The organism is Streptomyces sp. NPDC058691 (assembly GCF_042714775.1).
Lineage (GTDB): Bacteria > Actinomycetota > Actinomycetes > Streptomycetales > Streptomycetaceae > Actinacidiphila.
Genome location: NZ_JBHXSO010000001.1, coordinates 106,218 through 121,647, shown reverse-complemented (window position 1 = coordinate 121,647; position 15,430 = coordinate 106,218). Strand labels below are relative to the sequence as shown.

9 protein-coding genes are annotated in these 15,430 nt (G+C 68.8%); 3 read left to right on the top strand and 6 right to left on the bottom strand.

The window, feature by feature from the left end; all coding sequences use genetic code 11:
- Nucleotides 1–146: 146 nt before the first annotated feature.
- Together ACFWVC_RS00550 and ACFWVC_RS00545 are read right to left on the bottom strand one after the other, a co-directional pair.
- Nucleotides 147–842 carry an alpha/beta hydrolase gene (locus ACFWVC_RS00550; protein WP_384273164.1) on the bottom strand — a complete coding sequence of 232 codons (696 nt, stop codon included), beginning with the start codon at nucleotides 840–842 and terminating at the stop codon, nucleotides 147–149.
- An 818-nt stretch (nucleotides 843–1,660) separates the two neighbouring features.
- Nucleotides 1,661–2,233 carry a TetR/AcrR family transcriptional regulator gene (locus ACFWVC_RS00545; protein WP_384273157.1) on the bottom strand — a complete coding sequence of 191 codons (573 nt, stop codon included), beginning with the start codon at nucleotides 2,231–2,233 and terminating at the stop codon, nucleotides 1,661–1,663.
- Nucleotides 2,234–3,671: 1,438 nt separating this feature from the next.
- Here ACFWVC_RS00545 and ACFWVC_RS00540 point away from each other — a divergent pair.
- Both ACFWVC_RS00540 and ACFWVC_RS00535 read left to right on the top strand, forming a co-directional pair.
- Nucleotides 3,672–4,577: a PP2C family protein-serine/threonine phosphatase gene (locus ACFWVC_RS00540; RefSeq protein ID WP_384273154.1), complete on the top strand. Its 906-nt coding sequence runs from the start codon at nucleotides 3,672–3,674 to the stop codon at nucleotides 4,575–4,577.
- A 115-nt stretch (nucleotides 4,578–4,692) separates the two neighbouring features.
- Entirely contained in the window at nucleotides 4,693–6,243 is a 1,551-nt protein-coding gene (locus tag ACFWVC_RS00535; RefSeq protein WP_384273148.1) for a SpoIIE family protein phosphatase, read from the top strand.
- 63 nt (nucleotides 6,244–6,306) lie between these two features.
- Here ACFWVC_RS00535 and ACFWVC_RS00530 read toward each other — a convergent pair whose 3' ends face one another.
- The 4 genes from ACFWVC_RS00530 to ACFWVC_RS00515 all read right to left on the bottom strand — a co-directional run bounded on the left by ACFWVC_RS00530 (nucleotide 6,307) and on the right by ACFWVC_RS00515 (nucleotide 13,040).
- Entirely contained in the window at nucleotides 6,307–7,740 is a 1,434-nt protein-coding gene (locus ACFWVC_RS00530) for an FAD-binding oxidoreductase (RefSeq protein WP_384273143.1), read from the bottom strand.
- Nucleotides 7,741–7,969: 229 nt separating this feature from the next.
- Nucleotides 7,970–8,533 (bottom strand): NADPH-dependent FMN reductase, encoded by a 564-nt coding sequence (locus ACFWVC_RS00525; protein WP_384273676.1) that lies wholly within the window; start codon nucleotides 8,531–8,533, stop codon nucleotides 7,970–7,972.
- 758 nt (nucleotides 8,534–9,291) lie between these two features.
- A complete protein-coding gene (locus ACFWVC_RS00520; protein ID WP_384273136.1) occupies nucleotides 9,292–10,251 on the bottom strand; it encodes a helix-turn-helix domain-containing protein in 960 nt (319 codons plus the stop codon).
- A gap of 416 nt (nucleotides 10,252–10,667) precedes the next feature.
- Nucleotides 10,668–13,040 carry a phosphoketolase gene (locus ACFWVC_RS00515; protein WP_384273129.1) on the bottom strand — a complete coding sequence of 791 codons (2,373 nt, stop codon included), beginning with the start codon at nucleotides 13,038–13,040 and terminating at the stop codon, nucleotides 10,668–10,670.
- Nucleotides 13,041–13,400: 360 nt separating this feature from the next.
- Here ACFWVC_RS00515 and ACFWVC_RS00510 point away from each other — a divergent pair, with 360 nt between their 5' ends.
- Nucleotides 13,401–15,101 (top strand): SulP family inorganic anion transporter, encoded by a 1,701-nt coding sequence (locus tag ACFWVC_RS00510; RefSeq protein WP_384273123.1) that lies wholly within the window; start codon nucleotides 13,401–13,403, stop codon nucleotides 15,099–15,101.
- Nucleotides 15,102–15,430 lie beyond the last annotated feature (329 nt).

Below are 15,430 nucleotides of genomic sequence, written 5' to 3'. Positions count from 1 at the left end.
CTCCTGCTCGCCAGGGGGCGCGGTGGCAATGCACCCCGCCGCCGGGGTGGTTGTGGTTGGGTTCCCAGCCACGGCACTGCGGCTGACGAGCCTTGCGGGCGGCCGGCCTCGGGCTTCGACGGGAACCCTGGCCCGCACCGGCCGGGTCAGGCCAGGGTGAGTTCGTGCTTGATGAGCTGAGCCAGTACGGAGGGCCGGGAAAGGAAGGGGGAATGCGAACTCTCCAGCCGCAGGGTCCTGTTGGCGCGCTTGGAAAAGAGTTCTTGAGCGAAGGGCGGGATGGCCTTGTCTGCTTCGCAGATGATGTAGGTGCTGGGAATCGTCTGCCAGGCGACTGCGGTGAGCTCTTGGGTTGTGGCGGCGTAGGACTGGAAACCCAAAGCTGCTGCCGCCTTCTCGGCAACGCCCCCGTCCACGTCACCGTAGAACACGTCGACCGGGCCCGTGACGGTCAGAAAGTCGCCGACCCCCTCCTGTCGATGGACCTCCCACCAGGGCGCGGGGCTGCCGCCCACGCTCGACAGCAGGGAGTCTCCGGCGTCGAGCTGGAACGCGGCGAGGTAGACAATGCGCTTGACGTTGGGCGTCGCGACAAGTGCCTGGGTGGCGGGGATGCCGCCATAGGAGTGGGCGACGACGACCACGGGCCCGTCGATGGCCTCGACCGCACTCTTGATGGCAGCTGCATCGGAGTACATATCGCCCAGTGTCTTGGGATCGTCACCCGACGAGGTGAGGGCCACCGTGTGGACATCGATGCCGGACAGGTCATCGATGAGGAGTCGCAGATGCTCGGGCTTGTGCCAGGCTCCGGGCACCAGCAACAGCGACGGCAGGGTCATTCGAACCTCACAGGGCAGGTGATGCGTTGGGAATGATGTGCGGGCCCATCATGTAGGCCCCCACTGCACAGCGTCCACGTGATAGATGTCACGAATGATCTATGGGGTGAGGCCCGGGCCCGCCGCACCGGTTGCACGGCGAGGTGGCGGGGGCGCTCCCCAACTGGCGAGTACGGGCGCGGATTCCGGCCCACGCACCCGAGGGCGGAGCGTTCGAGTCCTGACACCCGCGCCAAAACCCGCCGCCGTCCGCGAGGCGAACATCGCGGCAATCGATACCGGCGGCGCGGCGCACTCGAGCAGTGTCCGCAGGCAGTACGCGGACAAAGGACCTGGCGTGCCGGCCCCTCACCCGCACGCAGAGGAGAGAACATGCGAATAGGCCTGGCCCTGCCTGCCCTTGGCCCGGACGCGAAGGAGGCCGTCATGGCACCCCGCGTGCCGCGCAGGCCGCGCTGCCGGCCTCGACGCCGGCAAGCTGGTCACGATCCCCTCACTGCCGGAGTACGCCAGGTGGGAGGAGTGCAACAACGCCCGCCAGGCACTCATCCCGGGCCTGCCCAGGTGGGACCCGGTCAAGAACTGCCACCGCGCGCCTGTCACCCAAGGGCGACACCAGGGCGCGGGGGCCGGTATGCCGGCGTCCCGAGCACCAAGGCGCCTGGGCTTACGGCGGCCGTTCCCGGCGGGGTCACCGCATCAGCCGTCCGCGCGAGCGCTGCAAGCACTGCCGGCCGCGGGGCCGGCGACACGGGGGCGCGCCTGCCCATACGCCTGCGAGACACCAAGCGGGTCAGGACACCGCGGTGGCGTACACGTCAGCCGTTTGCCGGCTGAGCGCTGTCGGCAGCCCTCGCCACCGCGGCATGTGAAGCCCGCAGGATCTGTTCCGACAAAGGCGTGCCTGCGGTGGCGCGGGCAAGAATGATGCCGCCGACGAGCGTGGCATAGGCGGCCAGACCGGCGTCACCAGGCGCGATCCACCCCGCGAGCTCCTGGACGCCCCCGGCGAAGGTCTCCCTGTGCTCGGGCTCACGCGCAACATCGCCGGCGAAACCGGCTGCGGGGCAACCGGTGCCAGGGTTGTCGCGATGCTCGACAGAGAAGTAGGACTCGAGCAGCGACCGCCACGCCGCCTGATGCTCCCCGGCTTCCTCGTCCAGGGCCACGAGGTCTTGCAAGTTGTCGGCGAACGCCTTGGCGGTCGCTTCGTCAACAAGCGCAGCTTTGGAGGCGAACTGCTTGTAAAAGCCGCCCTGGGTGAGTCCGATCGACTTCATCACATCCGCGATGCCGACCTTGGCCACACCGTCCTCACGGAACAGCCGAGAGGCCGCGGCCACCACTCGCTCTCGGTTGACCTTGGCTTCCGCCTGCGAGACGCGACTCATCCTTCACCCTCCGTAATGCTCGCCGGCCATCTGCCGCGTCGCGGGCTGTTACGAGGACCAGCGGGCTGACATCCCGAGTCTAAGATTATGCCTGCCGTCTATCGCCTGCCGCAGCCGCCCGTCGGCCGCAATCCCGGCCGGCACCCACAGCCATTCCGCCGCACCGGGGAGTGAGCACAAAAAGCCGTCCACATTCCAGGGAGCATGGATGTCGCCCTGCATGTAAGATGGTGCCGACAATCTAATATTCGCGTTGCCGCTCTGCGCGACCGAGGTGGGCACTACCCGCCCAAGCTCCCTTGCGTCACGGCAACCGAAGGGCGAGGAAGAACGGAGCCCTGGACGTATCCCGCGACCACTCCGGCGAACAGCCCTCGCCCACGGGTCGTTCGCCATCGCGCCAGTGACGAACGGGACTTCGTCATCGGAGGCGCGGAAAGGCGCTCTCACCTCAGCCGCTCGGGGATGGCCTGCCCTCCCGTGCGTTCGACCCGTACGACGTCGAAGGCTGTTGCCCGCAGGTGCCGTTGAGGCTCTTCCCGTCGTCGCCAGCGGGCCCGCTGACCCGAGTCGCGGGCGAAACCGTCATGACCTCACCAGCCCTCAAAGGCGCGTGGCCCACTCCCGCAGCAGAACCCCAGCGTCATCCAATTGCCTTTCAAGCTCCTTGCAACGAAGCGTGGTTGGTTGCGACGTCGCTCCTGCTGCACCTGATCCGGACAGAGGGGGCGCCGGCTCGCTTGACGTCCCGAACCGCAAGTCGCACAGTTGAATCGCATATCGGTACATATCTTCCACCATACGAAAACGTGAAGGACGGCGGAGCTGTGATCCAAACAGAGCCGCGCAGATACCGAAGACGCCCCAGTTGACCTTGACCCCTTGCCCACTGCGAGCCGTAGTGAGCGGCCCGATGCACTGGGGGGCTGCTGCCCGGGCTGTCCCCCTGGCCGGACGATCACCGGCATAACCGCCGCCTCACCAAGAAGACCGTTCGCCGGGGGCGCACCGCCGGCGGACTCATTGGGCCTCATCTCACCCTTCCACGCCGCGATGGCACGAAAGCCGCGCCATGTTGATACGACGCAGCACTTCCAGGAAAATCCGGTCACTCCCCCGACTCGTGATGCACCGCTTCCCGCGCACTCCGGTCGCCAAGCGCGCTGCCGATGACGGAGCCCGCTTGCTCCCGGCATCCGGCCCCGGAAGCCCTCAGCGGCTGAAAGCCCATGGCCGCGGCACCGGGCCCTTGGGCATGCGCGGCCACGCAGTGCCTCCGCTCCTGCTGATCGCAGCCATCACCTCGGGTGCGTCGTTCGCCCCCCTTGCCGTTCACCTGTCCCCCCTGCTCGTGGCGGCCCCCACATGCACGGCAACGTTCGCACGGACACGCTTCACGGCCGTCATCGCGCTCACGGCAGCCGCGGCAGTAGTCCTCGTGGACCGCCACGACGGCCTGCTGCACTCACCGCTGCTGCCCATTCACATCGGAGCAGTGCTCATAGTCTCCGCGTTCGTCATCGCCTCCCGGGCCCTGCATGACCGCGACTTGCAGGAACTGGCCCAAGTACGGGCTGTCTCCGAAGCAGCCCAACGAGTGCTGCTACGGCCGATCCCGCCGGAGTTGGGCCCCTTCCGTGTCGCCTCGATGTATCGCGCCGCGGCGGCACACGCACTGGTGGGCGGTGATCTGTACGCAGCCGCCCGCACCGGGCACGCCACGCGCGTCCTCATCGGAGACGTCCGCGGCAAAGGCCTTCCAGCCATCGACGACGCCTCCGCCGTCCTGGGCGCTTTCCGTGAGGCAGCCCAGCAGTACCGGACACTCCCGGAACTTGCGGCCTCCCTGGAACGCAGCGTTCGCAGGCACCTGAGCGAGCTGGCCCGTATCGTCCCCGACAGCGGCGAGCGGTTCATCACCGCCCTGCTGATCGAACTCCCTGACGACGAAGAGATCATCAGGGTGGTCAGCTGCGGGCATCCACCGCCTCTGCTGCGCCAGGGCAGCCAGGTCACCCTGCTGCCCGTCACCCGGCCCGCCCCGCCGCTGGGGCTTGCAGCGGACACGCCCAACGCGTTCTGCCTCGACACCGTTGCCTTCGGCCCCGGGGACACGCTGCTCCTCTACACCGACGGCCTGGCCGAGGCCCGCGACTCCGCCGGAAACTTCTTCCCCCTCCTCGACCGTACCGATACGTGGACCTGGGACTGCCCCAGGCGCCTCGTACAGCACGTCAGCCTCGATGTGGACCGGCACGCGGGCAAGAACCTCCAGGACGACCTGGCCCTTGTCGCGGTCCATCATCCAACGCCCCCCGTCCACGCAGGACACCCGCCACCGTGAACATCCACAGCCCCATGGCCCGCACACCCGCGCAAAGACCCCGACCCTTGCGCCACAAACCATGCGCATCGTCTCGCAGGCCCTGCGCACGACATCAGAAGGGACGGTGACGAGAATGGCCACATCCAGGCTCCTCCTGCTCCGGCACCCGAGTGCACTGCTCGCCGTCTATCTCGCTGCAACCTGCGCACTGCAACTGAAGGCCTCCGCAGGCGGCCTGGTCCGCTGGTCGGACTACTCGGTCCTCGCACCCGTGATGGCGGCAGCCCTGCTGCCCCTCCGGCACACCCTGATCGTCGGAGCCTCCACTCTGGCGACCAGCGTCGCCATCTACGGATTCGCAATTCCAGGCGTGTCGGAGGGCGGCCGCACGGTTGTCATCACCGCCGCCCTCCTGTCACTGGGCATGAGCCTGGTCATCTGCCGAATCCGGGGCCGCCAGAATACGAGGTGCGCCTTCGCCGCACCTGCCCCGAGCGGTGAGCAGACCGGCCGCCGGATCGCCTCAGCACCACGTCAGGCACCCGGCGATCTGTGCGCCTCCCTGCCGGCGGGAGGACCACCACCCGGGCGCCTGCCGCAACCCGCGGCCGTGGAACTCGCATACGGCCGGGCTGATGGCGGAAGGCCGCAGGCACATTGGCTGGACGCCATCCCACTGCCCGGAGCCCGGGTGGCGCTGGTCGCCGGCAGCGTGACCGAGGACGGAGAACCGGCCCCCGCCCTGGTGCCCGAACTCCGTGCCGCGGTGCGAACGCTGGCGGACATCGACATGCCACCGGACGAGACGCTCACCCACCTCCACGACGTCATACGTCGGTTGCGGGCAGATGAGAGTGTCCACGACGTCATGGCAAGCTGCCTGTACGCCGTCTACGACCCCGTCTCGGCAGACTGCACCCTCGCCTGCGCCGGGCATCCTGCGCCCACCGTCATCGCCCCCAATGGTGTGATCACTGCCGTCGACCTTCCCTCCGGAACACCGCTCGGACGCGCGCGAGCACAGGTCGCGACCACCGAAATCCGGCTCCGGAAGGGCAGCGTGCTCCTGCTGCACACACACTCCGCCGAGCCACCCGATTCCGGGACGAAGACCGATCGACTCAAAATGCCCGAACGAATTGTCGGTCCAGAGTCCTCGCTCACCGACACCTGCCGTGCAGCTCTGGAGGCCCTTGTGGCAGCGGGAGCGCCACGCCGGCTGCGGGTGCTCGCCGCACGAACCCGCACGCTCGACGGCACCACCGTGGCAACCTGGAACCTCCCTGCCGACCCGGCGGCCGTCTCCGCCGCACGCAAACACGTCACCGCCCAGCTGACGGCATGGGGCCTGGACGAGGCCGCCCCCACCACCGTCCTCATCGTCAGCGAACTGGTCACCAACGCCATCCGCCACGCCCAGCCACCGGTACGTCTCCGCCTGATCCGCTGCGACACCAGCCTCACCTGCGAGGTCACCGACGGCAGCACCACCACCCCGCACCTACGCCGCGCCCGCACCCTCGACGAAAGCGGCCGGGGACTGTTCATCGTCGCCCAACTCACCTGCCGCTGGGGCACCCGCCATCACTCGCAAGGCAAGACCATCTGGGCCAAGCACTCCTATCAGGCCGACGAACTCGTAGGGGAGGAGCGGCAGGCCCTGGGGGCCGGGCTCGTTTCGTGATAGCGCCCTCCAGGCCCCGATACCGGCCCCGATACCGGTTCCGGTCCCGAGGGCCGAACCCCGTCAGCCGGGCGAGATGTTGTGGTTCACCCGGAACATATTGGTCGGGTCGTATGCCTTCTTTGCGGCAGTCAGACGCCAGTAGCGCTCAGCCCCGTAGACCTCGCTCAACCGCTCGGTGTCGGTGGCCTCTTCGACGGAGAGGAAGTTGACCATCCTGCGCCTGTCCGACCAGGGCTCCATCGCGTTCATCACCTCGTCGAGTTTGCCGCTCAGGAACTCGGCCTGATCCGGGGCGCCCACGCCGAATCCGAAGAGGACGAATGGAAGCCCTCGGCTGGAGACGGCGTTGGGTACCGCGGGCTCACGGTCGAGTGCACCCCCGAGCATGCGGATTTCGACGCTCACCAACGGGGAGCCCGACCCGGGGCCGAGCAGTTCGATCAGCTTGTCGGCCGCCTCGGCGGGAAACGCGCGCAGCATCGTCGTGCGGTCGTAGTAGGGCATCGGCGTCGGAGGGTCCATGTGGATGGCGCCCATGGCGGTGAAGGGCATCTCACCCACGGCGTCAATGAGCGCCGGGGCGGCCGCGCGCAAGGGTGCGATCAGGCGCTCGCCCTCGGCCACCGGACCGAGGTAGGCGATCCGCACGTGCACCACGAACGCCCCCCGGAGGGGCTCCGGCAACTCGGGCAGCGGAGGCAGCCGTTGCACGGCCACGGAGGAGGACATCTCCTCCGGCATGTCCGACTGCCAGGTGCGCCAGGTGTGCAGCACATCGGCGAGTCGTTCGCCGGGGAAGTAGATGCCGCCGCCGTAGAAACGGGTCAACGGGAACAGGTCGAACTCCAGCGCGGTGACAACGCCGAAATTGCCCTTGCCTCCGAGCAGGGACCAGAAGAGTTCGGGATCACTGTCCGCCGTGACATGACGCAACTCGCCATCAGCGGTCACCACCTCCAGCGAGCGGACATGATCTGCCGCGTATCCCCGACTTCGGCCGAAGACCGGACTGAGTCCACCGCCGAGGGTGTATCCGGCCACGCCCACGAGCGGAGCGGAGCCGCTCATCGGGGCCAGGCCCACGGCGGCGGCCTGGTCGATCACCTCCTGCCAGATCACACCGGCCTCGACCCGTGCGTATCGCCGGTCGGCGTCGACGGCGATGCCCTTCATGCGCCGGGTACTGATCAGAACGCCGCCCCGGGCAGGGCCGACCTGTTGGTGCCCCGTGGTCTTCACCGTCACAGCCCGGCCCTGGCGGGCCGCGAAACAAATCGCCGCCTGTACGTCGGCCGCGTTGGCGGCGCCGACCACGAGCGCCGGCTCCAGGGGGACGTTCAGGTTGTAGATCCGGCACTCGGCGTCGTAACCCTCGTCGCCAGGCAGCAGAACCGGACCGCTCACCAGCGATGCGAGTTCGGCCGCCTCCGCGGACGAAACCCGTGCGAACGGAACGTCAAAAGTCATGGGATCCCTCGTGAAATGATGCCGCAAGGTGAGCGGGCAACTGCCCGTCGGGCCATCCCGCGTGTGCGAGCCGGAGCTGCATGGGCGCGAGGAAGTGGCCGTACTCCTGACGGCAGACAATGGACTCTTACATGGCACATATCATCTAAATGGCCCTGACGTAGCCGCTACCCCGTCTCTCCGGGTATGCGCGCGACGCGCGTCCGACACTTCAGCAGGGCGGCCCAGGGAGACGGGGCACTCGGACAGCGACTGATCAGGCGTTGGCGCGCAGCGGCTGCAGGGCCTTCGACCAGCTGACGACCTGGTCGAGCATGGCCTCAACGGTGGGCTGGTGGTGCGGGCCCGGCTTGAAGACGCTGTAGTTCTCGAAATCGGCCAGGAGGGACAGCGCGACCTGCGCACGCACCGTGGCGATCTGCAATTCACTCGCGATGAGGCGGAGGTGCTCAACGGCGCGGGTGCCACCGCCGGCGCCGTAGCCCACAAATCCCGCGGCCTTGTTGTTCCACTCCGCGTACAGGTAGTCGAGCGCGTTCTTCAGGACGCCCGTGGTGGAGTGGTTGTACTCCGGGGTGACGAACACGAAGCCGTCGAACTCGGCGATTTTCGACGCCCACGCCTTGGTGTGGTCGTTCAGGTACTGCCCGAGCGACGGCGGAAGCGCCTCGTCGAGGAGCGGCAGCGAATAGAACGCCAGGTCCACGAGCTCGAACTCCGCGTCGGAACGCTGCTTGGCGATATCAAGAACCCAGTCCGCCACAGCGGCGCCGTTGCGCCCCGGGCGGGTGCTGCCGAGGATGATCGCGATCTTGGTCATGTCGTGCCTTTCGTAGGTGCGGCGCATGTCAGGCACGCAAGCGGTGCCCGGCGCCGGGATGTCACGCACGTCGGAAGCTCCTGTGCGGTTCCGGTACGGAGCCCATCGAGAGGGTGACCGGGGGCCGGACGGACCTGGCCCTCACCAAGGAGAGCGCGCGCAAGGTGGCCCTCCCGGGGCGTCCCCCTCGTCGACCAGCACGGGCTCGGTGCCAACGACGTCGTCGGCGGGGACAGTAGGGCGAAGCGACGGAGAAAGGCAACCAGGGCGAAATGCCTGATGCGTCCTGTGATGGGCGCGAGTTGCGGGCCGGCGCACCGCGCCCGAGTCGCGCTCGTGAGCCGCCCGTCGGTCGCCTTTCACGCGCTGTATTCGCCCTTCGACGCGAGCGCGGTGTCAGCAGTGCGTCACGCCGCGCGGACGCTTGGCACCCAGGGGGCTTGCTCCCCGGGACCGGGCGCCGGACTCGAATCCTTGCACGGCGAGGCAAGCCGGCAGGCGGAGCCGTGCACACAAAGACAAAACGACGACCCGTGTACCGGATAGCTTGGGGGCATCGGAGAACTCGCGCTCTGGCCACCCGATGACGGACAAAGGAGTCGAAGATCGGAGCCTCTTGTCGTGACCGCTCCTTCTCGATGCACTTGCGAGGGCCGCATGGGGACGCAACCGACGCTCGTCGCAGCCAGCCCCTGGCGCCTATCGCAGGGCGATCCGGGCTTCAGGCGGGGTCGCGCCGTTGCCGATGGGAAGTCCGTTCAGTCTGCCGCTTGTTCCGACCGCCACTCGCGAGGGCTCACGCCGTACGCCGCTTTGAATACGCGACTGAAATGGGGTGCGCTGGCGAACCCCCACCGGTGAGCGATCGCCTCGATCGTCATGAATCGATGCACGGGCGAAGCCAGTTCTCTCCTGCATTCTTCGAGGCGCTGCGTCCTTACCCAGTCGCCAAGGGTGATTCCCGCTCGGGACAGGGTCAGGTAGATTTGGCGTACGGAGACATGATGCTCGGCGGCGATACGTGCGGCAGTCAGGTCGGATTCTGCCAGGTGGAGACGGACGTATTCCTCGACGCGCTGAAGAAGTGTGTTGTGCAGAGGCCCTCTGGCCAGGTCGTCACGGTCCAGGCTCGTAGTGGCCACCGCCCTGATCAGGTCGACGCAGGGCTGCGCGAGCAAAGAGGCCTCAGCCTCCCCGACAGCCGCCTGATGGCGGGCCAACCGGGCGAAGAACGCCGCTGCGGCACCTATGAGCGGGCGCTCCGAACCCATTCGTGCAGCTGCGACCTGACCGAGCAGGGACGATCGTAGCCCCAGCACATGGGTGGGAACGCGGACGACGACCGCACGCACGGTGCCGTCAAAGAAAATGTCATAGGGCTTCGCATTGTCGATCAGCGCGAGATCGCCCGCCCGGATCACTCCCCGCTTGCCTCCCTGACTGAAACGGGTGACCCCCGATTCCTGCAGAACGAGGAAAACGTGCGGCACCATGTCCTCTTTGGCAGGAGCGGTTGCACGCCGGAGGCCCGCCACATTCCAGTGGATTCCGGAGACTTCCACCGCACCCACCGTGTTGATGTCCGCAACTACCCTCAGATGAGCCGGATCCCGAGGAAGGTGCACCTCTATCCGGCCGTTCACTGACCGCGATAGTTCACGAATGGCATCCGCGCGATCACCGGGAGCCAGCGACTTCACGTCAAACCGAATTGCCATGTGAACTCTCTCCCAAAATGACCGCGGCCAGGCGTTGCCAGGTAGGTCTCCCACGGTACAGCGACCAGTGCCTACATTACGATTTCGCCCGATTTGCAGCATTCGTTGGATCGACTCTCATGTCGGGGCGATATTGAACGAGGCATTCGGCCAGGCAACGGCTTGCCGGCGAAGTGCTGCCCGACGGTTCGCGCATGTGGTGCCGGGACCTGCCTGAAGGACGGCAGGCCCTCGGGGCCCTGTGGTCGGTGTGGCTTGGTCGTCGCATGCAGGTCGGAGAGCGCCGCGCCGGGCTGTGTGCTGGTCATGCGCCTGGATCCGTGTGCGGCATCATCGAGGGCTTGTTGGGCGGCGATGCCCGGAACGACCAAGGGCCGCCTTCCGCGTGGAGGGCGGCCCTTGGATCTTGTGTGTGCTCAGCTTGCCCAGGACCAGTCCGTGACTTCGGGGAGGTCGGTGCCGTGCTCACGGATCCAGGAGTGGTGCCGCAGCCGTACGTCCTCCATCTGCTGCCGTACGGCGGCGGCGCGCACCGCGAGACCGGGGACGCGGTCGATGACGTCCATGACGAGGCGGTAGCGGTCGAGGTCGTTGCGCACGACCATGTCGAAGGGGGTCGTTGTGGTGCCGATCTCCTTGTAGCCGCGCACATGCAGGTTGGCGTGGCCGGCCCGGCGGTACGCCAGGCGGTGGATCAGCCACGGATAGCCGTGGTAGGCGAGGATCACCGGCTTGTCGCGGGTGAACAGGGCGTCGTACTCGGGGTCGGCCATGCCGTGCGGGTGCTCGTCCTTGGGCAGCAGATGCGCGAGGTCGACGATGTTGACGACGCGCACGGCGAGTTCCGGCAGGTACCTGCGCAGCAGCGAGACGGCGGCCATGACTTCCAGGGTCGGCACGTCACCGGCGCAGGCCAGGACGACGTCCGGTTCACGGGTGCCGTCCTCGGTGCCGGCCCACGCCCACACACCGGCGCCGCGCGCGGTGTGGGCGCGGGCGGCCTCCAGGTCCAGCCAGTCGTGGCAGGGCTGCTTGCCGGCGACGACCACGTTGACGTGGTCCCGGCTGCGCAGGACGTGCTCGGCCACCGACAGAAGGGTGTTGGCGTCCGGCGGCAGGTAGACCCGCACCACCTCGGGAGCCTTGTTCAGCACATGGTCGATGAAGCCGGGGTCCTGGTGCGAGAAGCCGTTGTGGTCCTGCCGCCACACGTGCGAGGTGAGCAGGTAGTTGAGGGAGGCGATGGGGCGCCGCCAGGGCAGCGCGCGGGTGGTCCGCAGCCACTTGATGTGCTGGTTGACCATCGAGTCGACGATGTGGACGAAGGCCTCGTAGCAGGAGAACAGCCCGTGCCGCCCGGTGAGGAGGTAGCCCTCCAGCCAGCCCTGGCAGGTGTGCTCGGAAAGGATCTCCATGACCCGGCCGTGCCGGTCCAGGTGCTCGTCCACCGGTAGCGTCCGCGCCTGCCAGGCCTTGCCGGACGCGCCGAACACCGCCTCCAGGCGGTTGGAGGCGGTCTCGTCGGGTCCGACGAGACGGAAGTCGCGGCGCCCGGCGGTGGCCGCCATCACCTCCTCCAGCAGCCCGCCGAGCACGCGGGTGGGCTCGTGAAGGCAGGCGCCGGGCTTGTCGACCGCGACCGCGAAGCGCTCCAGCGGCGGGAGCGGCAGGTCGCGCAGCAGCAGCCCGCCGTTGGCGTACGGGGTGGCGCCGAGCCTGCGGTCGCCCGCGGGTACGCAGGCCAGCGCCTCCTCGCGCGGCCGGCCTTCCTCGTCGAAGAGCTCCGCGGGCCGGTACGAGCGCAGCCACGCGTCCAGTTGGGCCAGGTGGGCGGGGTTGTCGCGCACGCCTGACAGCGGGACCTGGTGCGCGCGCCAGGTGTTCTCCACCGGAACCCCGTCGACCTCGGCCGGGCCCGTCCAGCCCTTGGGGGTGCGCAGCACGATCACCGGCCAGCGCGGGCGCTCGGCAGTGCCGCCGTCGCCGGTGCGGGCGGCGCCCTGGATGCGGGCGATGCGGTCCAGGGCGGTGTCCATGGCGTGAGCCATCGCGGCGTGCACGGCCAGGGGGTCGTCGCCGGTGACGTGCAGCGGGTCGTGGCCGTAGCCGCGCAGCAGTTCGTCGAGCTCGGCCTCCGGGAGCCGGGCCAGTACCGCAGGGTTGGCGATCTTGTAGCCGTTCAGGTGGAGGATCGGCAGGACGGCGCCGTCGTGGACGGGGTCGAGGAACTTGTTGGAGTGCCAGGACGCGGCCAGGGGGCCGGTCTCCGCCTCGCCGTCGCCGATGACGCAGGCGACCAGCAGGTCCGGGTGGTCGAAGGCGGCGCCGTAGGCGTGCGAGAGGGAGTAGCCGAGTTCGCCGCCCTCGTGGATCGAGCCGGGGGTCTCGGGGGCCACGTGGCTGGGCACGCCGCCGGGGAAGGAGAACTGCCGGAACAGCCGCGCCATGCCGGCGGCGTCCCGGGTGACGTCCGGGTACGTCTCGGTGTAGCTGCCCTCCAGCCAGGAGTTCGCGAGCACCGCGGGACCCCCGTGGCCCGGGCCCCAGACGCACAGGGCGCGCATGCCGCGGGCGCCGATGACGCGGTTGAGGTGGGTGTGCACGAGGTTCAGGCCCGGCGAGGTGCCCCAGTGGCCGAGCAGCCGGGGCTTGATGTGCTCGGGGCGCAGCGGCTCGGTCAGGAGTGGATTGGCCATCAGGTAGATCTGGCCGACGGCCAGGTAGTTCGCGGCGCGCCAGTGGGCGTCCAAGGCTGCGAGTTCTGCTGCGGGAATGTCGTGCGACGACATGGCTCCTCCGGAACGTCACGGTCGTTCCCTGCAGCCTGTCTCCGTCCGGGGCCCATTGGGTAGGGCCGGCCGGGCGACCGCCTGGGCCGCACGGCCCCCGTAGGGCCATGCGACGGTACTTCCGGATCCGCTCCCGTCCCGCTCGGCCGGTGCCGGGCCCGGCATCTGGATGTCGCGGCGCAGGAACCGATTTTGCCGACCCTTCTCGTGGAACAGCGTGAGCCCGCTCGCCGATCCGCCCCCGGATTCGGTCAGTCGAAGCGCTTGGCATCCAGCAGAACGGGGTCAGTGTCGTCGGGCAGCGCGCCGCGACACGAGTGCCAAGGAAACAGAGGAGTGCAGAGGAGTCAGGATGGGCGCATGCCGAAGACGCAGACGTGGCGCAGGACGCTGCCGGGAGTCGCGGTCATGACCGGATACCGCAGGTCATGGCTGCGGGGTGACGTCGTCGCCGGGCTGACCGTCGCTGCCTATCTCGTGCCGCAGGTCATGGCGTACGCAGGGCTTGCCGGGCTGCCGCCGGTCGCCGGACTGTGGGCGGCACTGGCACCACTGGTGTTGTACGCGGTGCTGGGCTCGTCCCGGCAGATGTCCATCGGTCCGGAGTCGACCACCGCGCTCATGACGGCGACCGCGCTCGCGCCATTGGCCGCGGGCGACCCCGGGCGATACGCGGTCCTGGCCGCGGCGCTGGCTGTGGTGGTCGGCCTGCTGGCGGTGGTCGCGTGGGCCGCGCGGGTGGGAGTCGTGGCGGACCTGCTGTCGCGGCCGGTGCTGGTCGGCTATCTGGCGGGCGTGGCGATGATCATGATCGTTGATCAGCTGCCGAAGCTCACCGGCGTACCCGTCCCGGGTACCGCGTTCTTCCCGCAGGTGGCGTCCTTCGTGACGCACCTGCCGCAGGCGGAGCCGCCGACCGTGATCGTGGCCGCGTGCGCCCTCGTCTTCCTCTTCCTGATGGGGCGCTGGGCGCCGATGGCCCCTGGCCCGCTGCTGGCCGTGGTGTTCGGCGCGGTCGCGGTCTCCGTCCTCGGACTGCGCGGGCACGGTGTCGCCGTCATCGGGGAGGTGCCCTCGGGCCTGCCGAGCCCGTCACTGCCGGCGCCGGGTGACCTGCCGAACCTGGTGCTGCCGGCGGTCGGCGTGCTGCTGGTCGGCTACACCGACGTCATCCTCACGGCCCGGGCCTTCGCGGCCCGCGGCGGCCACGGCCTCGATCCCAATCAGGAACTGCTGGCGCTCGGGGCCTCCAACCTCGGTGCGGGCGTGCTGCACGGCTTCCCGGTGAGCAGCAGCGCCAGCCGTACCGCGCTCGGGGCTCAGGCCGGGAGCCGCAGCCAGGTGTACTCCCTGGTGGCCTTCGTTGCCGTGGTGTGCGTCCTGCTCTTCCTGGGCCCGTTTCTGTCCGACCTGCCGAGCGCGGTACTCGGCGCGATCGTCGTCTTCGCCGCCTGCCGGCTGATCGACCTGCCCGGCTTCCGGCGGCTGGCCGGCTTCCGCCGCCGTGAGTTGCTGCTCGCCCTCGCCTGCCTGCTCGGTGTCCTCGCCCTCGACATCTTGTACGGCGTGCTCGTGGCCGTGGGGTTGTCGGTCGCCGAGATGCTGTCCCGGGTGGCCCGTCCGCACGACGCGATCGAGGGCCTGGTCCCCGGACTCGCGGGGATGCACGACGTGGACGACTATCCGCGGGCCCGCACGATTCCCGGCCTGCTGGTCTACCGCTACGACTCGCCACTGTTCTTCGCCAACGCCGAGGACTTCCGTGGCAGGGCCCTCGCCGCGGTCGACGCCCATGACGGGCGAGTTCGCTGGTTCGTGCTCAACACCGAGGCCAACGTCGAGGTGGACATCACCGCGCTGGACGCGGTGGACGCACTGCGTCTCGAACTGACCCGCCGCGGCATCGTGTTCGCGCTCGCCCGGGTCAAGCAGGATCTGCTGGACGACCTGGACGCCTACGGTCTGACCGAGGCGGTCGGGCGGGACCGCATCTTCCCGACGCTGCCGACCGCCCTGGCGGCGTACGCCGCCTGGGTGCACGACCGGCAGGACACCGACTGAACACGCGGCCGCCGTTCATCGATCCTGGGGCCGAACGGCTCGTCTCGTCCGACCGTGATTCCCCTCCTTCCCACCACCGGTTCCCGGAGCTCCTGGTCCGGCACGACCGATGCCCCTGTGGTCCTTTGCACCAGTCGCCACCCGGCACCACCTGGCCGGAAGAGATCCCGTACGAGGAAGTTCCGCTCTCTGCGATCGAACTGCCCCGGCGGCCGCCTTCGACGGGATATCAGCGGCCACCGCTCGACTTGCAGACGTTTGTGCCGGACCACGCGGCCGGGCTGTGCGAGTAGGGCACGAAGCGGCGCGGTGATTTCCCGCAGAGTCCG